General features: G+C 34.9%; 25 protein-coding genes. 6 read left to right on the top strand and 19 right to left on the bottom strand.

The window, feature by feature from the left end:
• Nucleotides 1-37: 37 nt before the first annotated feature.
• The 8 genes from ACZ42G_RS04905 to ptb all read right to left on the bottom strand — a co-directional run bounded on the left by ACZ42G_RS04905 (nucleotide 38) and on the right by ptb (nucleotide 7,976).
• Nucleotides 38-1,987 carry an OPT family oligopeptide transporter gene (locus ACZ42G_RS04905; RefSeq protein ID WP_274892593.1) on the bottom strand — a complete coding sequence of 650 codons (1,950 nt, stop codon included), beginning with the start codon at nucleotides 1,985-1,987 and terminating at the stop codon, nucleotides 38-40.
• Between the two features lie 269 nt (nucleotides 1,988-2,256).
• A complete protein-coding gene (locus tag ACZ42G_RS04900; RefSeq protein ID WP_274892592.1) occupies nucleotides 2,257-2,808 on the bottom strand; it encodes a 2-oxoacid:acceptor oxidoreductase family protein in 552 nt (183 codons plus the stop codon).
• Between the two features lies 1 nt (nucleotide 2,809).
• Entirely contained in the window at nucleotides 2,810-3,559 is a 750-nt protein-coding gene (locus ACZ42G_RS04895) for a thiamine pyrophosphate-dependent enzyme (protein WP_464851700.1), read from the bottom strand.
• Nucleotides 3,559-4,623, bottom strand: a complete 1,065-nt coding sequence (locus tag ACZ42G_RS04890; RefSeq protein ID WP_464851698.1) for a 3-methyl-2-oxobutanoate dehydrogenase subunit VorB — start codon at nucleotides 4,621-4,623, stop codon at nucleotides 3,559-3,561. The genes ACZ42G_RS04895 and ACZ42G_RS04890 overlap by 1 nt, the downstream gene beginning before the upstream one ends.
• 13 nt (nucleotides 4,624-4,636) lie before the next feature.
• Nucleotides 4,637-4,849 carry a 4Fe-4S binding protein gene (locus tag ACZ42G_RS04885; RefSeq protein WP_038069505.1) on the bottom strand — a complete coding sequence of 71 codons (213 nt, stop codon included), beginning with the start codon at nucleotides 4,847-4,849 and terminating at the stop codon, nucleotides 4,637-4,639.
• A 29-nt stretch (nucleotides 4,850-4,878) separates the two neighbouring features.
• Complete coding sequence (gene buk, locus ACZ42G_RS04880; protein ID WP_464852111.1) at nucleotides 4,879-5,952, bottom strand: butyrate kinase; 1,074 nt, start codon at nucleotides 5,950-5,952, stop codon at nucleotides 4,879-4,881.
• Between the two features lie 13 nt (nucleotides 5,953-5,965).
• Nucleotides 5,966-7,036 (bottom strand): Glu/Leu/Phe/Val family dehydrogenase, encoded by a 1,071-nt coding sequence (locus ACZ42G_RS04875; protein WP_464851696.1) that lies wholly within the window; start codon nucleotides 7,034-7,036, stop codon nucleotides 5,966-5,968.
• 34 nt (nucleotides 7,037-7,070) lie between these two features.
• Nucleotides 7,071-7,976, bottom strand: coding sequence for a phosphate butyryltransferase (gene ptb, locus ACZ42G_RS04870; RefSeq protein WP_464851694.1), 906 nt, complete (start codon nucleotides 7,974-7,976; stop codon nucleotides 7,071-7,073).
• Nucleotides 7,977-8,601: 625 nt separating this feature from the next.
• On the opposite strand from ptb, the gene ACZ42G_RS04865 reads away from it, so the two are divergent.
• Nucleotides 8,602-9,009 (top strand): putative zinc-binding protein, encoded by a 408-nt coding sequence (locus ACZ42G_RS04865; RefSeq protein ID WP_274892586.1) that lies wholly within the window; start codon nucleotides 8,602-8,604, stop codon nucleotides 9,007-9,009.
• Nucleotides 9,010-9,159: 150 nt separating this feature from the next.
• Nucleotides 9,160-10,305, top strand: coding sequence for an amidase domain-containing protein (locus ACZ42G_RS04860; protein ID WP_274892585.1), 1,146 nt, complete (start codon nucleotides 9,160-9,162; stop codon nucleotides 10,303-10,305).
• Nucleotides 10,306-10,333: 28 nt separating this feature from the next.
• On the opposite strand, the gene ACZ42G_RS04855 is transcribed toward ACZ42G_RS04860, so the two are convergent.
• The 4 genes from ACZ42G_RS04855 to ACZ42G_RS04840 all read right to left on the bottom strand — a co-directional run bounded on the left by ACZ42G_RS04855 (nucleotide 10,334) and on the right by ACZ42G_RS04840 (nucleotide 12,309).
• Nucleotides 10,334-10,537 carry a hypothetical protein gene (locus ACZ42G_RS04855; RefSeq protein WP_085112937.1) on the bottom strand — a complete coding sequence of 68 codons (204 nt, stop codon included), beginning with the start codon at nucleotides 10,535-10,537 and terminating at the stop codon, nucleotides 10,334-10,336.
• A complete protein-coding gene (locus tag ACZ42G_RS04850; protein ID WP_274892584.1) occupies nucleotides 10,530-10,805 on the bottom strand; it encodes a YkuS family protein in 276 nt (91 codons plus the stop codon). The genes ACZ42G_RS04855 and ACZ42G_RS04850 overlap by 8 nt, the downstream gene beginning before the upstream one ends.
• 53 nt (nucleotides 10,806-10,858) lie before the next feature.
• On the bottom strand, nucleotides 10,859-11,179 hold the full coding sequence (locus ACZ42G_RS04845) for a hypothetical protein (RefSeq protein ID WP_464851692.1): 321 nt from the start codon (nucleotides 11,177-11,179) through the stop codon (nucleotides 10,859-10,861).
• Nucleotides 11,180-11,298: 119 nt separating this feature from the next.
• Complete coding sequence (locus ACZ42G_RS04840; RefSeq protein ID WP_464851690.1) at nucleotides 11,299-12,309, bottom strand: glycosyltransferase; 1,011 nt, start codon at nucleotides 12,307-12,309, stop codon at nucleotides 11,299-11,301.
• 174 nt (nucleotides 12,310-12,483) lie between these two features.
• Here ACZ42G_RS04840 and ACZ42G_RS04835 point away from each other — a divergent pair, with 174 nt between their 5' ends.
• Together ACZ42G_RS04835 and ACZ42G_RS04830 are read left to right on the top strand one after the other, a co-directional pair.
• Complete coding sequence (locus ACZ42G_RS04835; protein WP_464851689.1) at nucleotides 12,484-13,398, top strand: M23 family metallopeptidase; 915 nt, start codon at nucleotides 12,484-12,486, stop codon at nucleotides 13,396-13,398.
• Nucleotides 13,399-13,434: 36 nt separating this feature from the next.
• Entirely contained in the window at nucleotides 13,435-13,842 is a 408-nt protein-coding gene (locus tag ACZ42G_RS04830) for a bactofilin family protein (protein WP_014758415.1), read from the top strand.
• 14 nt (nucleotides 13,843-13,856) lie between these two features.
• On the opposite strand, the gene ACZ42G_RS04825 is transcribed toward ACZ42G_RS04830, so the two are convergent.
• The 4 genes from ACZ42G_RS04825 to pdxR all read right to left on the bottom strand — a co-directional run bounded on the left by ACZ42G_RS04825 (nucleotide 13,857) and on the right by pdxR (nucleotide 17,760).
• On the bottom strand, nucleotides 13,857-15,401 hold the full coding sequence (locus ACZ42G_RS04825; RefSeq protein WP_464851687.1) for a glycosyl hydrolase family 18 protein: 1,545 nt from the start codon (nucleotides 15,399-15,401) through the stop codon (nucleotides 13,857-13,859).
• A 109-nt stretch (nucleotides 15,402-15,510) separates the two neighbouring features.
• Nucleotides 15,511-16,044: a spore coat protein gene (locus ACZ42G_RS04820; RefSeq protein ID WP_464851685.1), complete on the bottom strand. Its 534-nt coding sequence runs from the start codon at nucleotides 16,042-16,044 to the stop codon at nucleotides 15,511-15,513.
• Between the two features lie 11 nt (nucleotides 16,045-16,055).
• A complete protein-coding gene (locus ACZ42G_RS04815) occupies nucleotides 16,056-16,238 on the bottom strand; it encodes a spore coat protein (RefSeq protein WP_013788410.1) in 183 nt (60 codons plus the stop codon).
• An 88-nt stretch (nucleotides 16,239-16,326) separates the two neighbouring features.
• Entirely contained in the window at nucleotides 16,327-17,760 is a 1,434-nt protein-coding gene (pdxR, locus tag ACZ42G_RS04810; protein WP_464851683.1) for a MocR-like pyridoxine biosynthesis transcription factor PdxR, read from the bottom strand.
• 107 nt (nucleotides 17,761-17,867) lie between these two features.
• On the opposite strand from pdxR, the gene iadA reads away from it, so the two are divergent.
• Entirely contained in the window at nucleotides 17,868-19,037 is a 1,170-nt protein-coding gene (iadA, locus tag ACZ42G_RS04805; RefSeq protein WP_464851681.1) for a beta-aspartyl-peptidase, read from the top strand.
• Between the two features lie 45 nt (nucleotides 19,038-19,082).
• On the opposite strand, the gene ACZ42G_RS04800 is transcribed toward iadA, so the two are convergent.
• From ACZ42G_RS04800 to ACZ42G_RS04790, 3 genes are all read right to left on the bottom strand, one after another.
• Nucleotides 19,083-20,051, bottom strand: a complete 969-nt coding sequence (locus ACZ42G_RS04800; protein WP_274892577.1) for a polyprenyl synthetase family protein — start codon at nucleotides 20,049-20,051, stop codon at nucleotides 19,083-19,085.
• Nucleotides 20,052-20,597: a Gx transporter family protein gene (locus ACZ42G_RS04795; protein WP_085112947.1), complete on the bottom strand. Its 546-nt coding sequence runs from the start codon at nucleotides 20,595-20,597 to the stop codon at nucleotides 20,052-20,054.
• A 219-nt stretch (nucleotides 20,598-20,816) separates the two neighbouring features.
• A complete protein-coding gene (locus ACZ42G_RS04790) occupies nucleotides 20,817-22,070 on the bottom strand; it encodes a transposase (protein WP_464850405.1) in 1,254 nt (417 codons plus the stop codon).
• Between the two features lie 263 nt (nucleotides 22,071-22,333).
• On the opposite strand from ACZ42G_RS04790, the gene ACZ42G_RS04785 reads away from it, so the two are divergent.
• Complete coding sequence (locus ACZ42G_RS04785) at nucleotides 22,334-24,067, top strand: FAD-dependent oxidoreductase (protein ID WP_085112948.1); 1,734 nt, start codon at nucleotides 22,334-22,336, stop codon at nucleotides 24,065-24,067.
• Nucleotides 24,068-24,101 lie beyond the last annotated feature (34 nt).

Here is a 24,101-nt window from a genome sequence, read left to right as displayed (position 1 = left end):
AACCATCGGATTAGAATGATTTTTTACCCATTCACAGCTAATTAGTCTTTTTGCTATCTCTCACTGTATATCCGTATAGGTAAATTCCTAACAAGACAAACATCAAAAGTGAAATCCATGAAGCAAATTCTCCGCTATTTGTAAACCAATTAGCACCAAAACCTATATTTATTTTAAGGCCTGCAAATATGGCTATTACTAATCCCATCAAAGCATCTCCAGCGACTAATCCTGAAGAAATCAATATACCTTTTTCAGTCTTTTCTTTATACATCTTTTCATCATTCTTGTATTTCCTGTCAATTATCCATCTGATGATTCCTCCAACCATAACAGCCGCACTTAACTCAAATGGCAAATAAAGTCCAAGTGCAAATGGCAATACCGGAATATGCATCATCTCTATCATTATTCCCATAAAGACACCAGCAATGATTAATATCCATGGAAGGTGTCCTGTCATTATTCCTTTTACAACCATTGACATTATAGTTGCTTGTGGCGCAGCAACATATTTTGAACCAATTCCATAAGAATTATTAAGCATAATAAGCACTAATCCCGCGAAAATTGATGATGCAACTATTCCTGTGTAAAGGTATGACTCTACCTTTTTAGGCGATCCACCTATAATGTAGCACGTTTTTAAAGACTGTGCATTGCAGCCTGCCGTTGCTGCTGCAATACAAACTATGCCTCCAATCGTAATTGCCAATATCATACCACTGTCTCCGACAATGCCTGTAAGCTTTAAAATAGACGTAACAACAAGCAATGTAGCTATTGTCATACCTGACACTGGGTTATTGGATTCACCAACAATTCCTGTCATTCTCGCTGAGACAACAGCGAAGAAGAAAGAAAATAATATCGTTAAAAGACTTCCTATAAATGTCATCTTAAACATAGGCAGAAGCCATGTTAAAAGGAATAGAAAAATCGAACCAATAATCACTATATTTATCGATATATCGCTGTCAGTTCTTTTTTGACCTTTGGCACTCGTTCCAAACCCAGATAATGAGTCTTTAAACGCCTTTATAAGTGTAGGGAATGTCTTGAATAAAGTAATAAATCCTCCTGCCAATACTCCACCAGCACCTATATACCTTATATAGCTGCCCCATATTTGAGAAGCTGACATATCTTTTATAAGGGTTGTGGCTGGATATATTGGACTTGTAAGACCATCTCCAAAAAATTTTATCAATGGTATAAGACCAAGCCATGCCAATATACCACCTGCCAGCATGTATGAAGAAATCTCTATTCCAACTATGAAGCCAACTCCTAATAACGATGCTAACACATTTATTCCAACTTGAGTCCCTTTAAACCAATTTAGATTCCATGCAGGCTCTTCTGACCATATAGAAAAACCGCCTGATAGAAGTTTGTATATGCCACCTGTAAGCATACCGGACAAAACCGTCATAAATCCCGAACCGCCTTGATTGCTTGTTACAAGGACTTCAGAAGCTGCCATTCCTTCTGGATACAGAAGTTTCCCGTGTTCTTCAACCGTTAAATACCTTCTTAAAGGTACGACGAATAATACGCCAAACAATCCACCGATTAATACCGCAAATATTATTCTTTCAAGCGTAAACTCATTTTTAAAGCCCCAAATAGCTATAGCTGGAAAAGAAAACAAAAGTCCAGCAGCAACACTTTCACCCGTTGCAGCTATTGCTGTAGCCATATTAGCTTCTAATATGCTATTTCTTCTAAAAATCGTCTTTAATATACCAGTAGACAAAACAGCAGCAGGAATCGCTGCACTTATAGTCATTCCAGTTTTAAGACCTAAATAAGTATTAGCTGCCGCGAAAACAATCGCAAATATCACACCTATAACTAAACTTAAAAACGTAGATTCTGGAAGAACCTCTTCCGCTGGAACAAATGGCACATACTTGTCGCCACTTATACCGCCATAAGCGCCATCTGATAACTTTCTTCCATGTTCAGCTTTTCCACTTGCCATATCTCTTCTCCTTTCGTCCTATAGTTTAAATGACATTTAATTTAAGCTTTTTATCGCTTTAATCACCTCCTCCAACATTTTAACTAATATTAAAATATTTTAATAGTATAAAGTAATAAAATGTTTTGGCATTGTTTTAAACTCTTTGTAAAACGATACATCGTTTTCCACTTTTATTATATTCGACGCACATTTCAAAAATCCTTCAAAAATGCAAAATATGCTTCATGAATATTTTCACTGCATTTCTTTCATTCATAATATAGTGTTTATTTCTTACTGAAAGCATCTATAAGTTCTGCTCCTTTTTCTAAGGCTTTTTCATTTATTGACACAAGATGCTCTTTACTTGGTCCTAAAACTTCTACAAGTGCCTTTAATGTAGATTCAATTTTTGTAATATTCGTTGCTTTTATTAGAGCTCCTAAAATCACCATATTCGCAATTTTTAAATTTCCTATTTCATTTGCAATGTCATTTGCCGCGATTTCGTAAACTTCTATATCATTTCTTTTCGCTTTCTCTTTAATCAGCGATGTATTTATAAAAAGCTTTCCACCAGGCACAACATATTTTTCATACTTCTCTAAAGAAGGCCTATTCATAGCAACAACTACAGTTGCCTCGTTTATTATGGGTGAACCTACTGGTTCATCAGATATGGTAACATGGCAGTTGGCTGTGCCTCCTCTCATCTCTGGTCCATACGACGGCAGCCACGATACGTTTTTTCCATCCATCATTCCTGCGTATGACATTATAAGCCCCATCGACATGATGCCCTGTCCGCCAAATCCTGCAAATATTATCTTTTCATTCATTTTATTTTTCCTCCTCTAAGGTGTTTTTGTATACACCTAATGGATAGTATTGCTCCATCTTGTCTTTTATCCATTTTAATGCTTCGTTTGGTGACATGCCCCAATTTGTTGGACAGCTTGACAGGACTTCTATCATTGAAAATCCTTTTTTGTCTATTTGGGCTTTAAATGCGTTTTTGATTGCTTTTTTGGCGTTTAATACGTGTTTTACGTCGTACACTGATACTCTTTCGATGTATGCTGATCCTTCTAATGTTGACAGCATTTCACACATTTTTATTGGGTATCCGTTTGTTTCTGGTTTTCTTCCGTATGGGGTTGTGAGGGTTTCTTGCCCTATCAGTGATGTTGGTGCCATTTGGCCTCCTGTCATGCCGTATATGGCGTTGTTTATGAATATTACTGTTATGTTTTCTCCTCTTGCTGCTGCATGTACTGTTTCTGCTGTTCCTATTGCTGCTAAGTCTCCATCTCCTTGGTATGTGAATACTATTTTGTCGGGGTGTACTCTTTTTATGCCTGTTGCTACTGCTGGTGCTCTTCCATGGGCTGCTTCTTGCATGTCGCAGTTGAAGTATTCGTAAGCGAATACGGCGCATCCTACTGGTGCTACGCCTATTGCTTTGTCTAATACTCCTAATTCTTCCATTGCTTCTGCTACAAGTCTATGGACTATGCCGTGTGTACAGCCTGGACAGTAGTGAAATGGCGCGTCTGTTAGTCCTTTTGTTTTTTGAAATACTACTGCCATTATTTTTTCCCCCTTATTTTCTTGATTTCTTCTAATATGGCCATGGGTTCTGGTACCATTCCTCCTGCTCTTCCGTAGAAGTGGACTTCTTTTTGCCCGTTGACTGCTAATTTTACGTCTTCTACCATCTGTCCCATGCTCATTTCTATGGTTAGGTAGGCTTTTACGTGATCTTTCGTTTTTTTGAATGGTTCTTCTGGAAATGGCCATAGTGATATGGGCCTTATTAAGCCTACTTTGATGTTTTCTCTTTTTGCTAATTCGATTACGTTTTTGGCTACTCTTGCTATTGTGCCGTATGCTACAAGTATTATTTCTGCTTCTTCACAGTTTGTCATTTCGTATCGTACTTCTTCTTTTGCTGCTTTTTCGTATTTTTTGAATATTTCTATGTTGTGTTTTTCTAATACTTGTGGGTCTAATTCTAATGAGTTTATGATGTTTCTTTTGTTTCTTGTTCCCATGCCTGTTGTGGCCCATGGTTTTTCTTCTATTTTGTTTTCTTCTTTTTTTAGGATGTCAAAGTCTACTGGTTCCATCATTTGGCCTAACATGCCGTCTCCTAATATCATTACAGGGTTTCTGTATTTGTCAGCTATGTGGAATGCTTGTTGTACTAGTTCTGCCATTTCTTGTATTGTTGATGGTGCCAAGACTATCAGCTTGTAGTCTCCATGGCCTCCTCCTTTTGTGGCTTGAAAGTAGTCTGATTGGGATGGCTGTATTCCTCCTAAGCCTGGTCCGCCTCTCATTATGTTGGCTATTACGCATGGTACTTCTGCTCCTGCTATATATGATATTCCTTCTTGCATCAGGCTTATCCCTGGGCTTGATGATGTGATAAGGACTCTTGCTCCTGCTCCTCCTGCTCCGTATACCATGTTTATTGCTGATACTTCGCTTTCTGCTTGTAAGAATACTCCTCCTACTTCTGGCATTCTTTTTGCCATGTACGCTGTTACTTCGTTTTGTGGTGTTATTGGATATCCGAAATAATGCCTGCAACCGGCTTGTATTGCAGCTTCAGCCAGCGCTTCATTTCCTTTCATGAGTACTTTTGCCATCTATATCCCCCTCTTATTTTATAACTGTTATGACTGTGTCTGGGCACATTATTGCGCAGAATCCGCAGCTTATGCATTTTTCCATGTTTTCTTCTTTTATCATGGCTGGATGGTATCCTTTTGCGTTTAATTTGTCTTTGTCCATTTCTATTATGTGTTTTGGACATGCTTCAACGCATAGTTCACAGCTTTTGCACAAGTTTTCGTTAAATATGACTTGCTTCAATTTCATCATCTCCATCATATTTTATTACCTCATTCATAAACTTTTGCTTCTTCTTCGCCGCTTAAGACGCGGTATGCTCCTTCAGCAAGTGCTTGCATCTCATCTTCCCCTGGATACACGTACACAGGAGCGATAAATTCGACTCTAATCGAAATGCGCTTTACAAAATCTTCATTGTATACTATGCCACCTGTTATACCTATAGCATCCACTTCGCCATTTAAAGCTACAGCCATCGCTCCAATCTCTTTTGCTGTCTTATACGCCATTGCATCAAGTATTAATTCAGCACTCTTATTGCCATTTTCTATCATTCTGTATACTTCTTTTACGTCATTTGTATTAAGATGTGCCACTAAACCACCGCCACCCAATATCTTCTTTTTCATCTCTTCAAAAGTATATTTGCCACTGTAGCACAATCTCGCAAGTTCTAATGATGGAAGTCCTCCTGCTCTCTCAGGCGAAAATGGCCCTTCTCCATTTAAAGCATCATTTACATCTATCACATAACCATGTCTATGAGCTCCAACCGAAATTCCTCCGCCTAAATGTGCAATTATAAGGTTGGCATCCTCGTATTTCTTCTTTAAATCAGAAGCTAAGCGCTTTCCAATAGCTTTTTGATTTAATGCATGAAATATGCTGGATTTTTGGATTTCAGGCATTCCTGTAATTCTGGCAACATCGTCTAACTCATCTACAACAACTGGATCAACTATAAATGCAGGTATACCATGATTTTTAGCTAATTCGTATGCAATAATGCCTCCAAGATTTGATGCATGTTCACCTCTTTTGGCTTCTTTTAAGTCTAATACCATCCTTTCATTTACAATGTAAGTGCCACTTTTTATCGGTTTTAACAGGCCACCTCTTCCTACAATCGCATTCAATTTTTCCATCGAAAAGTTCTTTCTGTGGAGCATCTCTAAAATGGCGTTTTTCCTAAATTCCAACTGTTCAGACACAGTTTTATATTGGCTAAGCTCAGAAACGCTATGTCGCAATATTTCTGTAAACAAAACTTTTTTATCTTCAAAAACTGAAATCTTTGTTGATGTAGAACCAGGATTTATTGCAAGGATTAGAAACAAAAGAATTCCCTCCATGAACTTAAACTTTTTTTATGAAATTATCTCTTACTCCCGCTATAGTTTTAATTCTATCTTCAGCTACCATATCAGCAGCAATACAAGTTGGAATATTTTCTTCCTTTGATTTCTGTAAGACTTTCTTTACATTGTCATATACCATAGAAACCTTTCTCATTGCCCGTTCTTTATTATAACCAGATGGATGTAATTCTTCAGCTACATTTATGACACCACCTGCGTTGATAATAAAGTCAGGTACATAGAGTATTCCTTTTTCTTGTAAAATTTCTCCATGTCTTTCTTCCTTCAATTGGTTATTTGAAGACCCTGCGACAATTTTACATTTTAGGTGCGGTATTGTCTCATCATTTATTACAGCGCCAAGTGCACACGGAGCAAATATATCGCAATCAACACCGTATATATCATCAGGTTTTACATACTCAGCATTAAATTCACTGACGACTCTTTTTACATTGTCTTCAAAAATATCTGTGATTATTAATCTTGCTCCTGCTTCATGTAAATATTTTGCTAAATTGTATCCAACATTTCCAACACCTTGAATAGCAACTGTTTTACCTTTTAATTCAGTTGTCCCAAATACTTCTTCACAAGCCGCTTGAATGCCTCTAAATACCCCGTATGCTGTAAAAGGAGATGGATCACCACTTTTCTCAGCAAGTCCCGCAACATAATTTGTTTCCATACTTATATAATCCATATCTTTCATATTTGTCCCAACATCTTCAGCGGTTATATACCTTCCATTAAGCCCTTCTATAAATCTGCCTAAACTCCTAAATAATGCTTCACTTTTATCCTTTCTTGGATTTCCAATTACAACAGTTTTGGCACCACCAAGATTTAGGCCAGCGGCCGCATTCTTGTAGGTCATGCCTCTTGCAAGCCTTAGGGCATCATTTATCGCGTCTTCTTCTGTGTCATACGTCCACATCCTGCATCCACCTAATGCAGGACCCAGTGTTGTATCATGTATTGCTATCACAGCTTTTAAACCAGATGTCTTATCATGACACAATATAACGTTTTCATAATCAAACTCTTCCAATGTTTTAAATAATTCCATGTAAATCACTCCTCTTAATTGATATTTTAAGCAATTATATGTTTTTATCTGATGCCACAATTGAAGCAAGCAATATTGAATTAAATTTAGACTCTTTAGAGTCAGACCTTGATGTTAAAATAACCGGCTTTTTTGCTCCAACGATTATTCCAGCTATTTTTTTATCTGCAATAAATGTGATAGCCTTGTAAAGCATATTGCCAGCTTCTATATCAGGTGCAATGAGAATATCTGCATTACCTGCAACAGCGCTATTTATACCTTTGTGATAAGCCGACTCAATAGAAAGTGCATTATCTAATGCCAGCGGACCATCTACTGTCATGCCTTTAAACTGACCTCTATCGCTCATCTTTGCTAAAATTGCAGCATCAATTGTCGCCTGCATAGCTGGATTTACCATCTCTACAGCAGCAAGTACAGCTACCTTTGGATCGCTTATACCTATCTTTTTCGCCACGTAAGCCGCATTGTATATTATATCAATCTTTGCTTTTAAATCAGGTGATATATTCATCGCTGCATCACTTAAAAGCATTAATTTATTAAACGGAGATTCAAAAACAGCTACATGACTTAGTAGCCTATCTGACTTTAAATCAAATTCCTTGTCTAAAACAGCTTTTAATATTACAGATGTTGGCACTAATCCCTTCATAATCATATCTGCTTGCCCATCACTTACAAGTTTTACTGCCGTTCTACACGCTTTCTCATCATCTTTTACATCTATAATCTCATGATCCTTTAAAGGCATCGATATAGAAAGTGCAAGTCTCTCTATCTCTGACTTATCCCCTACCAATATAGATTTTATTATTCCTTTCTCGTAAGCATCTTTCACAGCTAAAAGCACATCAACATCAGCCGCTTGTGCAACAGCCACGATTTTAGGATTGAAATCTTTAACCAATTCATACATTTCTTTAAAACTTTTCACCGAAAGCACCTTCCATATTTTCTTATCTTATATTTTGAAATAGTGAGAAAAATTATTATTTTATAAATGTTTATTGCTTAAAATTTTTTAATGCTTACAATTTATATTTAATATATTCTCCATTTATTTTAAAATTCCTTCTTAGCTTTATAAAATTTTTTAACCTTTATAATGCAGAATTGGGACATAATCTCATGGTACGTCACCACCATTTAACGTATCAATGTCATCATTTAAAGTAATGTATCTCACACCGTGGAAAAACTTTTTCCAAATACCTTCTATTTCAATATAATCTCTCTAAAGACAAGAAAGGTCTTTAGTGCCTATGCATAATTTGCTTTAATAAATCATTTAAGCTTTTCCCTTTTTCATTAAAAATCCTTTAAACAACAAAATTATCATCATACATCTTATCTGATTTTTTTCTTTCTATCCAATTGAACTGCTTTCTTTAAATTTATCTTATACGATATATTAATCAATAATTTTTTAATTTCGGAAAGAGCTTCCGTAATTCTGTCTCTTTCATAATGTTGAAAAAAATCGTCAATCGTGTTATCATAATAAGCGGTATATACCCACCCGGGTATATAGGGTTTATTAGCAATAAGGAGGATACGTCATGAAAAGCAAAGATAAAATAGCAATAATGCCATGTGCAGGTATCGGGCAAATTTTTGGGCAAATAACAAGGGAAGTTGGATACAATCTTGTTGATGATTTATACCCTGAAAACACAGTTTTAGTGTGTCCACCAGCTTTAGCAGTAGATATTCAGGAAGATATAGATTTTATAAACGAATATCCTGTATTGGTTTTAAATGGATGTAAAGATCGATGCGCGACAAAATTGATTTTGCAAAAAGGCGGCCAAGTCGAAGCAGAAGTTTATCTTCCTGACATACTGAAGAAAGAAAAGATCTCGCTGAAAGATGAGAAAAGAGGAAGATTAGGTGAAAAATCTAAATTGGCCATTCAAAAAATGACTGAAGATGCCAGTAAGTTGGTAAAAAATCTTTTAATTAGGTAGATAAATAGGCATAGCAAACTAAGTTTATTCATTAGTTTCTATGCTTATTTTTTTATTTTCAAATTTTAAATACATTGAATGTTACATAGAATTATTTATTTTATTTGCACATATTATTTACTATAAATGATAGGCAGGGAGGGATATTTTTTGCTATTTAAAGGGTATCATAAAATAGCAATTCCTATTTTGTTGTTAATAGCCACAAGCATCTGGGGAATATTGTTTTTCAATAAAACATTATCTACTGTAGCAGACAACAAAGAAGAAATAAAGCCCTTTTTAGATGCTTTCTTTGAGTCAAGAGGAAGCGTACTTTTAAGCGGAAATATTAAAGACATAGAAAAATATTACGATGTTGCTAACACAAATGGCAAATGGGCTCTTGAACATGAAAAAAGAAGAATTGATTACGTAAAAGGATGGTCTGAAAAAAGAAATCTTAAATTCGTAGAAGCACAATCAATTTACAGAATCAAAAGTTTGAAAGTTGGTGAACAGTCTATATGGCTCTATTTGGTAGAGACGATGAAGATGGGCTACGAGTACAATGTAAAGCCTGGCTTGATAAATTACATGGGGCTGGGGATTCGGCATTCCATTCAGTTGGTTAAAATCAACGGCAACTGGGTGATACGCCGCGATTGGTACTACGATCCATTAGATGAAGATTCAGCATTTATAGATATTAGCCCTGCTGACGGAATAGCCACAGAAATATCGCCAACCAATACCACTCCTGCAGGTGATAGTCAAAATCAGAAAAAAGGAAATTACGATAGAGAAGGCGCTGTAAGGTATGCTGATACATACGCTGGTGCTGCATGGGGTAGCGGAAATAACTATGAATACAACAAAAAATACAGAGATTATAATGGCGTTGGTGGCGACTGCACAAATTTCGCTTCACAAGTCTTGCATGAAGGTGGTGGACTAAAGATGGACTACATCTGGAACTTTAATGGCCGTGACTCTAGTACAGCATGGGCACAAGCTCCTGCACTCTTTAACTACCTTATATACAATGGAAAAGGAAGGCTTATTGCGCAAGGTACATACATAGACATGGTAAAACCATCGGATTCACACCCTGCAGGAGCGATACGGGAACTAAAAAAAGGTGATCTCATTTGCTATGAAGAAAAAGGCACAATTGTTCATTTTGGCGTTGTAACAGGTTTTGATTCTTACGGAATTCCTGTTGTAAACACACATACATCTGACAGATACCATGTTCCATTTGATTTAGGATGGGATAAAAAGGTTATTTATAGATTCATTCACATAAATGATTAAAGAGAGGCGAAATCCTCTCTTTAATCATTTATGTCTGATCAAGGCTCGTAAGAACATCATCAAAAACGTCTATCCTGCATTTTTGATTTTTTACATCCCAATGTGTACATATTTCGCAGCTTCTTGATGATGAGTTTGCCATGGATATCATTGAAGCCTTGCCTAAAGAATCATCATAGCTAAAATCAGGACACGCTTCACCCACCGCTTTTAACTGATCTTTATTAGCCATCTGTATCACCGCCTGTACTTCTTTTTATTGCACTTTCTATGTCTTCTGGTGTCATCCCAGTTGCATCAATTATTGGCGATTTTGTATACGTATTTTCAAATCCAACCATGTCTTTGTGCTGTCCTGTTATTACTATTGCATCATAATCATTGACGTTAATACCGCTTAAATTGCTATCTTGCTCAAGATTTACTACATCATATCCTTTACCAGTAAGGTATCTTTTTACATTTGAAAGCTCTCTTTCAACGGCTATCTTTTTCCCCATTAAAAACACCTCCAATAGCGAATACATAATTATTATTAGTTTAATGTACCTTTTTATTCGCATAGGAGGACTATTAAAAGCGATAAAAACATTAAAAATGCTGATGCCATCAATAGCACTTTTCCCCATTGTGTCATATAAATAAAATCATATCTTTTTTCAGGAAGTTCAAGGTTTCTAAATATTCTACTTATAGTCCTCATATCGTTAAACCAATATGATATATACAAAAAACCTCCAATAAGCCCCACAACACATCCGACAATAAAAAAATAATTGCTGTAACTTACATACGTAGAATGTATTCCATTTAAGGCAATATTTATAACAACAGTAATAAAAGATAAAATTATACCAAGTAAAATACCTTTCAAGCTAACAACTCCTAAATATCTTAGTATCTACCTTTTTCTCTTTTGAATAATTATATCATATTTTTCTCGAAGATTATTACCTCATTTAATCTTTAACAAATGTATAAGTCAAATCGAATTTATTTATATACCAAATAATATCTTATGATTCTATCAGCGTATTCTGCTCTTTTATCCCATGAATTTTCTCGCGCTATTTCCATAAGCTTTTCCTTTTTCACGACGCTAATATTTTCGATGGCTTTTTTTATCAAATATGCAAATTCTTCCTTATCATTGGCAGCATAAATGCCATCGCATTTTATGATAGATGGCAATTTGGAAGAAACAATTTGTTTTCCAGCGCTTAAGTATTCATACATTTTTATTGGATCGGCTCCTTCCGTCATAGAAGTTATTTTAAAAGGAATTATAGCAACATCAAAATACTGTAAATATTCTGGAAGAATGTCATATTTTTTCTCTCCTAAATAAAAAATATTTTCTCTAACCGGCACTTTGCTTGTATTCAGATTAGGACCAATGTACACAAACTTGTACTCGGGACATTTTAAAGCAATATAATCCACTAAATCCCAATCTATCCATGTTGCTAATGCTCCTATATATCCAACTATAGGTTTACCTTCAGGCAAATCAAGAGGTCTTTCTGAAAAAATTTTGCTTGCTTTTTTAAAATGATCAAAATCCGCACCATTTGGCAACAAAAAAGTTCTTTTATTGGCTTTAATATTTATATTAAATAGTTTTTCAGATGAAGCAAATACTATATTGGCAGCTTTTTGCACTTCTTCAAAATTAAGCTTCCATTCTGTAAATTCTTCTGAAGGATAATCTATAGAATCAAATATCACATATTTTTTCTTGAACATTTTTAGAAAATTGTAATTTGGAGGATATGATATCCATACTATAGGAATTTCTCTAAATTTTACACTACCAATATCTACACCATTTACAATGTATAAATTTTTCCTTACCTCTATTATTCCTCTATTATAACTATCATCAAAAGATTTATTAACATAGTAAACCGTATAATTTCTTTCAGACATACGGCTTAATATCTGCTGGGGTCTCTGATAAAGCCAATTAAAATTAATAGTAGGTGGATATATAATCGTCGCCATACAATTACCTCCTGCTAAATTTTCTAACTTTGTACCCATAATATTCAGAAAATCTCCATTTCGCTAATTCTAAAATCCACAAATATTGTTAATTTATTATCAAAGCAGGAATTTTAAACTTAATGTAGAATATAATTAATTGGCTATTTTATGAAGGAGGTGTTACTGGATTAAATGCACATAAAAAAGAAAGACGAGTACATAAATATAATGGTTGTGCCAAACTCTAAAAAGGACATAAAAAGCTTTAAAATAAAGAGATCTGCTTTAAAAGCTTATATATGTGCAGCAACAGTACTTTTGATAGGCTTGTTTTCAACCTTTTTTTATTTTGCAGGAAAATACACATATCTTTCCGCTGCAGTTTATGAAAAAGACAAGATAATTGCAGAAAAAAATCAAAAAATAGCAGAAATGCAAGATATAAATCAATCTCAAGACAAAAAAATCGCCATGCTTAATGATAATGCCAAGAAAATAAGTGACAAAATGAAAAGCCTTGACGAGTTAGAGCAAAAAGTCAGGCGAATGGTAGGGTTAAGTTCACCAGAAACAAGTCGTGGCGGCATAACACGTGATTCAAGGAATCTAACTCTGGATGAAAAAACTACAAATGAACTTTCAAGCGAAATAGATAATAAAACGTACGAATACAAAGCACTGATAGATGACATAAGTAAAAGATTGGATTATCTTGCATCGCTGCCATCATCCTATCCCGTCGTAGGACCTATAACATCACCATTTGGAAGTCGCACATCCCCTTATGGCGAAAGCTCGGAGTTTCACCCTGGAATAGACATTGCCGTTGGATATGGCACACCTGTTAAAGCAGCAGGCAAAGGCATTGTAACCTATGCAGGATGGCTTTCCGGATATGGAAATGTGGTCATGATAAATCATGGTTATGGAATCACTTCTGTTTATGGCCATAATTCTCAACTGTTAGTAAAAGTAGGACAAACTGTAAATAGGGGTGATGTCATAGCAAAATCTGGCAGCACAGGTCGCAGTACAGGGCCACACGTGCATTTTGAAATAAGGTTAAATGGCAATCCAGTTGATCCTATGAAGTATCTTAGCAAATGACGTATGATAGTTGCCAAACCCAAAAGGAGGTGTACTATGTTTCAAAGAAAAGATGCTAATACATTTGATGCAAATACTGATAAAATCGATACAATAATTGGCAAGAACACGAAAATAGAAGGAAACATTGTTTCTCAGGGCACTATGAGAATCGATGGAATCGTTACTGGAAAAGTCGAAGTAGAAGGTAATTTGATAGTCGGAGAAAATTCAAAAATAGAAGCTGATGTAAAAGCTGATAATATTTCAGTTTCTGGAGAGATAGTCGGAAATCTTACAATAAAAAATCAGGTTCAGATAACATCCACAGGAAAAGTGTATGGTGACATAGAAGTACAAAATCTCATCATTGACGAAGGTGCAATCTTTGATGGAAAATGTAAAATGAACAAAAAATCAGAAAAGAATGTGGATACTCAACAAAAGAAAAAAGATGTAAAATAAGGAGCTAAAGCTCCTTATTTTTGTATAAGTCTATGAAGTATCGCTGTAGTTTCTGCCCGCGTCGCAAAACTTTTCGGCATAAAGTGATATGTATCATATCCAGATATAATTCCTCTATTTGACAAAGCGACAATATCATCTTTAGCAAAGCTATTGTTTATGTCGATAAATGAACTATTAGAATATGGCTTATAACCATAAGCTTTTGCGATTATAGCAGCAATTTCTTCTCTTGTTATGTAATTATTGGGCCTAAAACTGCCATCACTATATCCACTTACTATCCCAAGTTTTTTAGCTGTGGCTATGGCATCTTTTGCAAAACTCTGCTGCGTATCCCAAAATCCTTCACCAGGAACTTCGTCAATTCCCATTACTCTTAAAAGCAATGTGACAAATTCTGCTCTTGTTATGTAATTATTAGGTCTATATGTACCATCACCATATCCGGAGACATATTTAAGCATCGCCATATCGTTGATATCATCCCTTGCCCAACTTGCAAATATGTCTCCGAAATAATCAACTGTATTTCCTTCAATAGCTTCCCAAAAATCCTGACTTTCGTAACCAAGCCTCCAAAAAGATATACTGTTTATCCCTACTGATGAAAGATAATCTAATTTCAACTTAAAGCTATAGGAATTTTCAAACCATACAGTATGCTTTACTCCATTTTTATAGTAAATATAGTAAGGTTCCTTATACACATTATCCCATAAGGCGTTGCCACCGTACATTCCAATCAAACTTTTTACATCGTCTTCTGTAACAGAAGTCGTTCCAGTTGAAGACCAATCGTATCCATAAGCCGGAAGCCCCATAACTATTTTATCCTTATCAATCGTCGATAAAGCATAGTTAGTGACATTTTGAAGCCAATCAAACGAGCAAATTGGGCCGCTGCTTCCGCCTGACCAATGCTGATCGTAAGCCATTATGATAATTTTATCAGCTATCTTAGATATTGATGCGTAATCAAAGCCTCCAGCCCAAAGGCTTGATGGGCTGTCTGAAGTCATAGCAGGTATAGCAACAGTAAGCATTAAATTGTTAACTTCCAATTTTGATTTTAGATCCGATAAAAACTGGTTGTAGTTTTGTCTGTCGTTATATCCAATATTCTCAAAGTCAATGTTAACTCCTTTGTACCCACCGCTTTTTACTGCACCTACAATGTTATCAATCAAATTATTTCTTGCAGATGTATTATTTAATACGGAATGTATCAAACTATTGTCGAATGTCCCTCCCCGCATATTGTGAATAAGCAAAAGAGGTATCACGTTGTCTTTTATGGCTTCATCTTTTATCTCATCATTTTCAGTACCGTTTAAATTGCCGTTTTCATCAATGCCGTAAGTAAACGTTATTACGTAATTGATGTTTGATTCATTTTGCATAAAAGAATCGTAAGAACTGTTGTCCGAATCGTAATCATGTGTCGCATAAGCATACACAACCCTCGCCGATGCACTGGTTTTAGCGAAATTAAACAAAAACAAAGATAGAACTATAAAAGCTGCTATCAGCATAAAAAAAGCTTTTTTTATACGCATGCCAAAATCCCCCTTGTGCATTTTCAATATATATGATAACATTGGCAAGCATATATATTCAACCGTATAAATTTTCATAAAAAGGAAATGAGGCCCATAAAGGCCTCATCTATCCTTGAAACATATTTCTAGTATTATCGATATCCTGCTGGTTTGCATTGCTTACAGGATACCATCCTTTCTGTTTCATCAAATTGAATATCTCATAGTGGACATCGTGTTCTTCATTTAGTATATTCTTAATGTTAGAATATACATTTTGATTTGCGCTTTCTATACAAGCACTGTTATAAGATTGTAGTAAAAGTATTTCTGATTTTAAACAATCTGCAGTTATATCTTTATCCGTAAGAGTTGATGTTTGAGATGTGCTTGCTGTATAAGTTTGATTCTTACCGCTTGCACTGTTTAGATTCTGCATCGTGGTATTGTCAATCGCCCTGCTTATGCTACCTGCCGGCGAATAGTCATTAGGCATACCTGTAGCATTTATGCTGCCAGTTGCAGTAGCATTTGTCGACACATTTTTTAAATTGGAATTTGTATATGAATCTATCTGTTTGCTAATACTGCCACCTGACATATCCGGCATAGCTGCTGAATTCATGGCAGTAGTATTTACCTTTGCACTTTTTCTACCCATCTATATCACTCCTATTTCAATAAATTTAATAAAGAGTTGTAATGATTTTGATGCACGTTTATATTTTTTTGAAACACATTTTTAAGCTGTGGATCTGTCACTTGATTCACAGCCGTCTGATACTTCTTTATTATCAATTGCTCTGATGCAAGTTCATCCGAAATATATCCAAGTTCTTTTTGAGTTAATGCCATATTTTTACCTCCTCCTCAGTTATTTTTGCATATTTATTATTTGTAGTTGCTTTTTTTTTAATTCAAAAAAAAGCGCATTAAAGCGTTTTTAAACGATTGGAATATATTCACTATTTCCCGCCTCATCAATATCTTTAATGACTTCTTCAATAGTTAGTATGCCTTTTCTTATTTTATCTACTTCACACGACGCGTAGCTTAATCTTATATGCGAATCGTCTATTTTATTGGAAAAAAATATACTCCCTGGAACAATAGAAACGTTTCTCTCAATACATTTTAAATATATCAATTTAGCAGAAATATTTTCTTTCAATTTTATCCAAAAATAAAACCCTCCATCTGGAATATTAATCTCAAAATAACTATTGTCAGCCAAAAGGCGTTTCATCTCATCAAACCTATTCTTCATGGTATTTTTAAATACTTCTACATGTTTTTCCCACATTCCTTCTTTCAAATAGATCTCAAATGCTCTTTGCATCAAACCGGAAGTTGATAAATCTGTAACATATTTTGCTTCAGCAAAAGAATTTATAAGATTTTTAGGAGATAATATAAACCCTAATCTCAATCCCGGCATATATATCTTAGAAAAACTTTTTATATATATTACCCTATCGTATTTGTCATAGGCTTTTAATGGCAAATGCTTATTATTGCTGAAATTTAACTCATTTGAAAAATCGTCTTCCACAATATAAGTATCATACTTGTATGCAATCTCGATGAGTTTTTTCATCTTTTCCACGCTGTACGAAATTCCAGTTGGATTTTGAAAAACAGGCATTGTGTAAATCAATTTTGGTTTGAAAATCTTCAGTTTCTCCCCCAACATATCTACATTAATTCCATCCTTCTCAAGTTCTATATCTACAATTTCGGCTCCTCTTGATTTAAAAGATGCTATAGCCCATGAATACGTAGGTGACTCAACAAAAACACAATCACCAAAATTTATCAACGCTTTTGATACAACGTCTATCCCCTGTTGTCCGCCTGAGATAATTTGTACATCTTCGTAATCGATGATTACCTCATCTTTCTTTATGAACTCTGCAATGACTTTTCTAAGTGGCATGTATCCCTTTGTATCTTGATATTCAAATGCGTATCCACCATCTCTCTCCAAAACTTTGTTTATAATTACTTTAAAATCTTCAACCGGAAACAGCTCAGGGTTTGGAGACGATGAAGAAAAATTTATCATGTTTTTATTTACAAGTATCTGTCCATGTTCCAAAGCTTTTATATCTTCGATAGGCATTTCTGATTGTCTAACAGTCTCAGATACATACGTTCCACTACCGACTCTTTTTTCTATATACCCATTTGCCTCAAGTAGCCTATATGCATTTATGACAGTAACATTGTTTACACCCAACTCTTTAGCTAATGAACGTATGGTTGGCAATTTGTAACCTGGTGAGATACTGCCATTTTCAATGTATTTTTTAAATTGATTAAAAATCTGTATATAAAGTGGAGTAGACTTATTTTTATCTACTGAAAAATTCACCATCTTCAACACCTCTCAATTTGTTTCGATACAATTTAATGATAACATAAATAATAACGATTTTGTACAAACTAATTTGCAAGAAAAAAACTGTAAAGAAGGTGAAAAAAATGTTCTTATTATTAAAAGGTGCAGAAGTTTATGCACCAAAATACACCGGCAAAATGGACTTACTTACATGTAACGAAAGGATTGTCAAAATAGCGAAAGACATCGATATAAGAGATCTTCCCGAACTTTCAACCATCGACTTAAGCGGGCATATAATTGTGCCTGGTTTTATTGATCAACATGTGCATATTGCAGGCGGCGGTGGCGAAGGAGGTCCTGTAACAAGAACCCCTGAGATAAAGCTAACAGAACTCACAAAAGCTGGAATCACAACAGTTGTGGGGCTTTTAGGTGCAGATGGCATAACAAGAGGCATGACAGAATTGCTGGCAAAAGCAAGGGCATTGGAGGAAGAAGGCCTTACCACGTATATATACACAGGTGCTTATGAGCTTCCTACGAGAACACTTACTAATAGCGTCAGATCTGACGTAGCGATAATCGATAAAGTATTAGGCACTGGCGAAATTGCCATATCTGATCACAGATCAGCTCAGCCAACAGTAGAAGATCTAACAAAACTTGCAGCAGAAGCCAGAGTTGGCGGGCTCTTAGGAAATAAACCAGGAATTGTACATTTGCACGTTGGCGATGGCATAAGAGGTCTTACACCTATTATAGACATCGTCAAAAATACTGAAATACCAATCACACAGTTTATTCCAACTCATGTAAATAGAAATGGTCATCTTTTTTCACAAGCAATGGAATTTTTAGAGATGGGAGGCCGTATCGACTTAACATCAGATATAAAACCTGATGAAAACTCCAAAACTGCACTTAAGCCAATAGATGCAGTAAGAAAGATTGTAGAAAACAATCTACCGTTAGATAACGTGACCATGAGCTCTGACAGCAATGGAAGCATACCTGTATTTGATGAAAACAAAAAACTTATTAAAGTAATGGTTGGCAGTACAATGACACTTTACAGAGATTTAAAAGAAATAATTGCAAATGGTGTCTTGCCACTTGAAGCTGCCATAAAAATAATAACCGAAAATGTGGCCAAAGTGCTTCTTTTATACCCTAAAAAGGGCTGCATAAAAGAAAATTCTGATGCCGATTTTGTAGTTCTGGACAGAAATTTAAACATTTCATCAGTCATAGCAAAAGGCAAATTTATGATTAAATTCAATGAAATCGTAAAAAAAGGTACATTCGAGTAAAAGGACATTTTTTTGAAAATGTCCTTTTATCATGCTTATCAAAAATCAATGATTCCTCTTCAATACATCATCAGCAATATCCATCATTAAGCTTTTCTGTTCACAATCTGGTATCACTTCCAAATACTTGATAGCTTTTTTTACATATTTGAGAGCAAGTTCTTTTGCATAGTCTATGCCACCACTCAACTTTACTTCTTTTATTATGCGGTTTACATCTCTTCTACTTAAATCTCTCTTCCTCAAAATCCCCTCAATTACCTTCTTGCGATCCGTTTTAAGCGCATAGATAAGAGGCAACGTGTATATTCCGTTTAATAGATCACTGCCTAAAGGCTTTCCTACAACTCTTTCTACACCTTCGTAATCAAGAATATCATCGACAATCTGAAATGCCGTACCTATTTCTAAACCAAAATGCCTCATGGCTCTTATCATTTCTTTTGGAAGTCCTGCCTGCGATGCACCAGATTCACAGCTAATTGCAAATAATAAAGCAGTTTTTCTATAAATTCTTTTTAGATATTTTTTAATGCTCAAATCCAGATTATATCTATTATCAAATTGTTCAATCTCTCCCTCACAAATAGCCTTAACGCCCTTCGCAATTAATTTTAAATTTTCTTTTGAAATAATATCAGCTATCAAATTAAATGCTTGGCTAAATAAAAAATCGCCAGTAAAAACCGCTGTTTCTTTACCATATTTGCTTTGAACCGATTTTTGTCCACGCCTCATCTTTGAATCATCAATGATATCGTCATGTATAAGCGTGGCCATGTGCATTATCTCTATAGAAGCTGCTATTGGAATGATTTTCTCCTCACTGTATTCGCCCATTCTGGCAATAGCGATTACAAGAAGTGGCCTTATCCTTTTGCCCCCAGACAAAACCAAATCGTCAATCGCTTTTTTTATAGTTGGAGAGTTAGTCTTGACATTTGCCAAAATAAATTCATCTATCTTTTTCATATCTTCTTTTATAAACTCATATTTGTCAAACAAAACAAACACCTACCACTTAGAATCGTATTTAAAATTTTTGATGTATTTTTTAAAATAATTAGCCACAAGTCCTGTAAAGACGCCCATTATGATTCCAGCAATCATAAGCACAGGTAAATAGGAGAATATAAGAAAATTGTTTATAATTAATGCCGCAACAAATAGCTGACCTACATTGTGGGCAACAGAACCAAAAACACTTACACCAACTAAGCTAAAGTATTTACTGTATCTCTTGTAAACAAAAAACATAATACATGCACTCAAAATACCACCGGATACACTGTACAAAAATGACGTTAAATTTCCAACAAGCAATTGTGCCAACAATGTCCTCAGAATGACCACAATAAGGGATTCTTTAAATCCAAACATCAATATTGTTACTAAAGTAACTATATTAGCAAGCCCGATCTTTATCCCTGGAACAGGGATAGGAACGGGAATAAAGCTTTCAACTATATTCAGCACCAATGCCTGTGAAATCAATATAGAAACATATACAATTTTCTTAGCAGACAGTTTTATGCCCTCCAATCCTATAAAACACATCATAATTATTATATTTGTTTTTTAACATTTAATCAACTGATATCATTTACTAACAGAGATTTTGCATTAAAATTCCAGTAAAAAAATTGTTTTTACAATAATTTTTATTTTTTACATCTAGTTGAATATATGGCAATAACAAATTCATTTGGATGCTAAAAATAGTTGCACCTCCCCCTTACCCCACAAATCTTAATAATGAATTTCCAGTTTTGTTTCAAATTATGTCTTCACAAACAGTGGATTACTCCATCCAGTTTCTATGATAAATATCTCATCTTTTATATCTTCAATAATATCTATCTGAAGCATATGCTTTTCCCTAAAATTTCTTATACATCTGAAAAAATATAATTGCATTAAATTAAATGCTATTATTATAAACATTAACACGGTTTCTACACCTTCAGGACTGTGCAGAAAACAGTGATTTAAATGCCATTCTGTTTTTAATTGATGAAAAGCATTGTTTTCAATTTCCCATCTTTTATGTATTATTTTCCATAGAGTTTCTACTGAAGTAACTTTAGAGGTAGTTATTATCCATGATTCTTTTATTTCTACTTTGCCTGAGCTATGTATCTCTTCTATAAATTTTATAAACCTTACTTCTATGTCGGAATTAGGCATTTGAAAATTGTCTTCGTCCCAGGCTTTAATTTTAATATAATTGTTACTTTTTTTCTTAACACTCCATTCTTTATCTGCTTTTCGACACTTGAATAAACCAAGAGCATCTTTAACTATATTTAATCTTTCGTCTTTAACTCTTACTACTGCATCCATCCCTATTGATAAAACTTCTTTAATCCAAGTAGATTTACAATATAATGCATCAGCTACTATGATGTCTGCAAAATGATGAAATTCTTTATGCAATTTCTTAATTAAACGCTTGCCTGCTGTAATTTCTCCTTCGTCTTTATCTGAAGCATCTCTTTTAGGTTCAAGCATTTCCTGACCTATGATAAGATGTGGATCAGAACCTACAGTTGCACATATTACTGACCTATGAAAGTAATGAGTAATCCCGTCCTTTTGGACTCGTGTAAGACAATTATCACAGCACTTATTAGTGCTTTCAAATAACTCTACACCATCTATTGCAACAACTTTTAGTCCATCTATAGTTCCTTTTCTAAAAACCTTATTTTTTGTACTTGTCTTGATTATACTATTATTAAGTTCATTTAAGCCATCTAAATCAAAATTACTTAAAACACGCCTAATAGTGTCAATACGAGGAATTTTAGTCTTTTTAGGTAATACTTTTTTAAATTTACCTTTTTTAAGCCAATGTTCCAACCTATTAAAACTCCTTATTTGAAGCATAAATCCAAATAATACTACAAAGGTAATTGTTGAAATTTTTACTGAAGATTTTGCTCTTTTATCTTTTAGGGTATTGATTTTTTCTCCAAGATGGTATATCTTAGAGAAGTAGATAAGCATTTGTTTAAAACAACTTTTGTTCATTTTATCAGCATCCTTTCTATTTGGTTTGTGACAAAACATATTATAGAAAGGATGCTTTTATTTTGCAATTTTTTTCTTTCAATTTCCAGTAAAAAACGGAAAATATCATATTTCTAGTTACACTTCGTTAAACTATATAAATCAGTTGATTTATGGTTCTAAAAATTATTAGATGCGAAATCTCTGATTTACTAAAAATTTTTGTTTGTTAAATAATTATGCTATAATCAAGATGGAGATAAATTATAACAGGAGGTTTTTATATGGGTACTAAAGTAATAGTGTTAGGCGGAGGATTCGGAGGAGCTACTGCTGCACAAAAACTTGATAAATATTTGCTTAACAACGATGTGGAAATAATGCTTATCGAAAAAAATGATAGTCAAACATACCTTACAGAGCTACATGAAGTAGCTGGAAATAGGATAAAACCTGAAGGTGTAAAAGTTTCATTAAAAGAGGCGTTGGAGTACACACGCGTTAAGATTGTACAAGATGAAATAACCAAAGTTGACATAGAAAACAAGAAGTTGTACTCAGAAACATCTGAATACGATTATGATTACCTTATAATAGCTTGTGGAAGTGAACCAGCCTATTTTGGAATTCCTGGCATGAAAGAGCACGCTTTCACGTTGTGGTCTTTAAAAGACGCTGAAAAAATAAACAAGCACATTCGCGAAATGTTTAAAAAGGCACAATATGAAACTGACAAGCAAAAGAGAGCAAAAATGCTTACATTCATAGTCGGTGGCGGCGGTTTTACCGGAGTTGAAATGATAGGTGAACTCATGGAATGGGTAGATAGGCTGTGTAAAGAATACAAAATCCCAAGAAATGAAGTTAAACTATCTCTTGTGGAAGCATTGCCTAAAATATTACCTACAGTCAGCAGAGAAAATCTAGTTCAAAAAGTAGTAAATTTCCTCAACAAAAACGGAGTAGAAGTCAAGACAAATTCCATGATCACCAGCGTTACACCAGATGGCATCACATTAAAAACAGGAGAGGAAATTCCTACAAAAACGCTAATTTGGACAGGCGGCATTCAAGGAAATAGCTTCGTTGCAAATATTGGGCTTAATACAGATAAAAAAGGAAGAATCGTAGTAAATAAATACATGGAATCATCTAATCCGTACGTATATGCCATCGGCGACAGCGCCTCATATGTAGGAGAAGATGGAAAACCTATGCCTGCCTTGGTGGAATCTGCTTTGCAGTCTGCAGATGCCGCCGCATACAATATTGCCGCTTCCATTAAAAATACGCCAAAGAAAGAACTTAAACTAAATCTTCACGGAAATATGGTATCCGTAGGAAGAAGGTTTGCGATTGCCGAACTATCTGGCATAGGTGGACTCTCCGGATACCCAGCTACATTTATGAAGCACATTGTAAATATGCATTACCTATTTGGCTTAAGTGGTCTCGGCATGTGTGCTCAATATATAAGAGATCAGTTTATAGATGTGCCTGATAAAGGCAAATTAAGCATAATTGAAAACCATGTAGCTGTTACTACAAACATGTTTTGGCTATCACTTATGAGGGTTTTCTTAGGTTTAATGTGGATCATCAGTGGTATCCAACATATACAAGAAGGATGGCTGTCATCAGTTAAATTATCTGCTGGTGCGTCTTCAGCTCCGATGCAAAATGTACCTGCCTGGTATGGCTGGTTTATGGAAAAATTCATATTTCCTCATGCTATATTCTTCCAGTCGCTAATAACATTGTCTGAAATAGGCATTGGTCTTTTGCTTGTTGCAGGACTATTTACGTTTATTGCTGCACTTGGAACCATATTCCTTCATATTAATTTCTACCTATCAGGTATGGCGACATTCAACAACTGGTGGTACGTCATAACTGCCATAGCCATAATGGGCGGCGCTGGAAGAGCATTTGGTCTCGACTACTATGTAATGCCTTGGCTTTCAAAAGTATTAAAGCACTGGGTTAGAAGGAAAAAACTAAAACTTAATGTATTTTAATAAAGGCTGTAGAAATTCTCCTATAGCCTTTTTG

Source organism: Thermoanaerobacterium calidifontis (assembly GCF_055381745.1).
This window is presented reverse-complemented; position numbering and strand designations above follow the sequence as displayed.

Coding starts and splice junctions, on each gene's coding strand:
- ACZ42G_RS04900 (WP_274892592.1), bottom strand. CDS start 2,808: ATGAATGAAAAGATAATATTTGCAGGATTTGGCGGACAGGGCATCATG.
- ACZ42G_RS04830 (WP_014758415.1), top strand. CDS start 13,435: ATGTTTCAAAGAAAAGATGCTAATACATTTGATGCAAATACTGATAAA.
- ACZ42G_RS04895 (WP_464851700.1), bottom strand. CDS start 3,559: ATGGCAGTAGTATTTCAAAAAACAAAAGGACTAACAGACGCGCCATTT.
- ACZ42G_RS04850 (WP_274892584.1), bottom strand. CDS start 10,805: ATGGGGAAAAAGATAGCCGTTGAAAGAGAGCTTTCAAATGTAAAAAGA.
- ACZ42G_RS04835 (WP_464851689.1), top strand. CDS start 12,484: ATGCACATAAAAAAGAAAGACGAGTACATAAATATAATGGTTGTGCCA.
- iadA (WP_464851681.1), top strand. CDS start 17,868: ATGTTCTTATTATTAAAAGGTGCAGAAGTTTATGCACCAAAATACACC.
- ACZ42G_RS04865 (WP_274892586.1), top strand. CDS start 8,602: ATGAAAAGCAAAGATAAAATAGCAATAATGCCATGTGCAGGTATCGGG.
- ACZ42G_RS04825 (WP_464851687.1), bottom strand. CDS start 15,401: ATGCGTATAAAAAAAGCTTTTTTTATGCTGATAGCAGCTTTTATAGTT.
- ACZ42G_RS04875 (WP_464851696.1), bottom strand. CDS start 7,036: ATGGAATTATTTAAAACATTGGAAGAGTTTGATTATGAAAACGTTATA.
- ACZ42G_RS04785 (WP_085112948.1), top strand. CDS start 22,334: ATGGGTACTAAAGTAATAGTGTTAGGCGGAGGATTCGGAGGAGCTACT.
- ACZ42G_RS04815 (WP_013788410.1), bottom strand. CDS start 16,238: ATGGCATTAACTCAAAAAGAACTTGGATATATTTCGGATGAACTTGCA.
- ACZ42G_RS04790 (WP_464850405.1), bottom strand. CDS start 22,070: ATGAACAAAAGTTGTTTTAAACAAATGCTTATCTACTTCTCTAAGATA.
- ACZ42G_RS04905 (WP_274892593.1), bottom strand. CDS start 1,987: ATGGCAAGTGGAAAAGCTGAACATGGAAGAAAGTTATCAGATGGCGCT.
- ACZ42G_RS04855 (WP_085112937.1), bottom strand. CDS start 10,537: ATGGCTAATAAAGATCAGTTAAAAGCGGTGGGTGAAGCGTGTCCTGAT.
- pdxR (WP_464851683.1), bottom strand. CDS start 17,760: ATGGTGAATTTTTCAGTAGATAAAAATAAGTCTACTCCACTTTATATA.
- ACZ42G_RS04890 (WP_464851698.1), bottom strand. CDS start 4,623: ATGGCAAAAGTACTCATGAAAGGAAATGAAGCGCTGGCTGAAGCTGCA.
- ACZ42G_RS04820 (WP_464851685.1), bottom strand. CDS start 16,044: ATGGGTAGAAAAAGTGCAAAGGTAAATACTACTGCCATGAATTCAGCA.
- ACZ42G_RS04840 (WP_464851690.1), bottom strand. CDS start 12,309: ATGGCGACGATTATATATCCACCTACTATTAATTTTAATTGGCTTTAT.
- ACZ42G_RS04795 (WP_085112947.1), bottom strand. CDS start 20,597: ATGATGTGTTTTATAGGATTGGAGGGCATAAAACTGTCTGCTAAGAAA.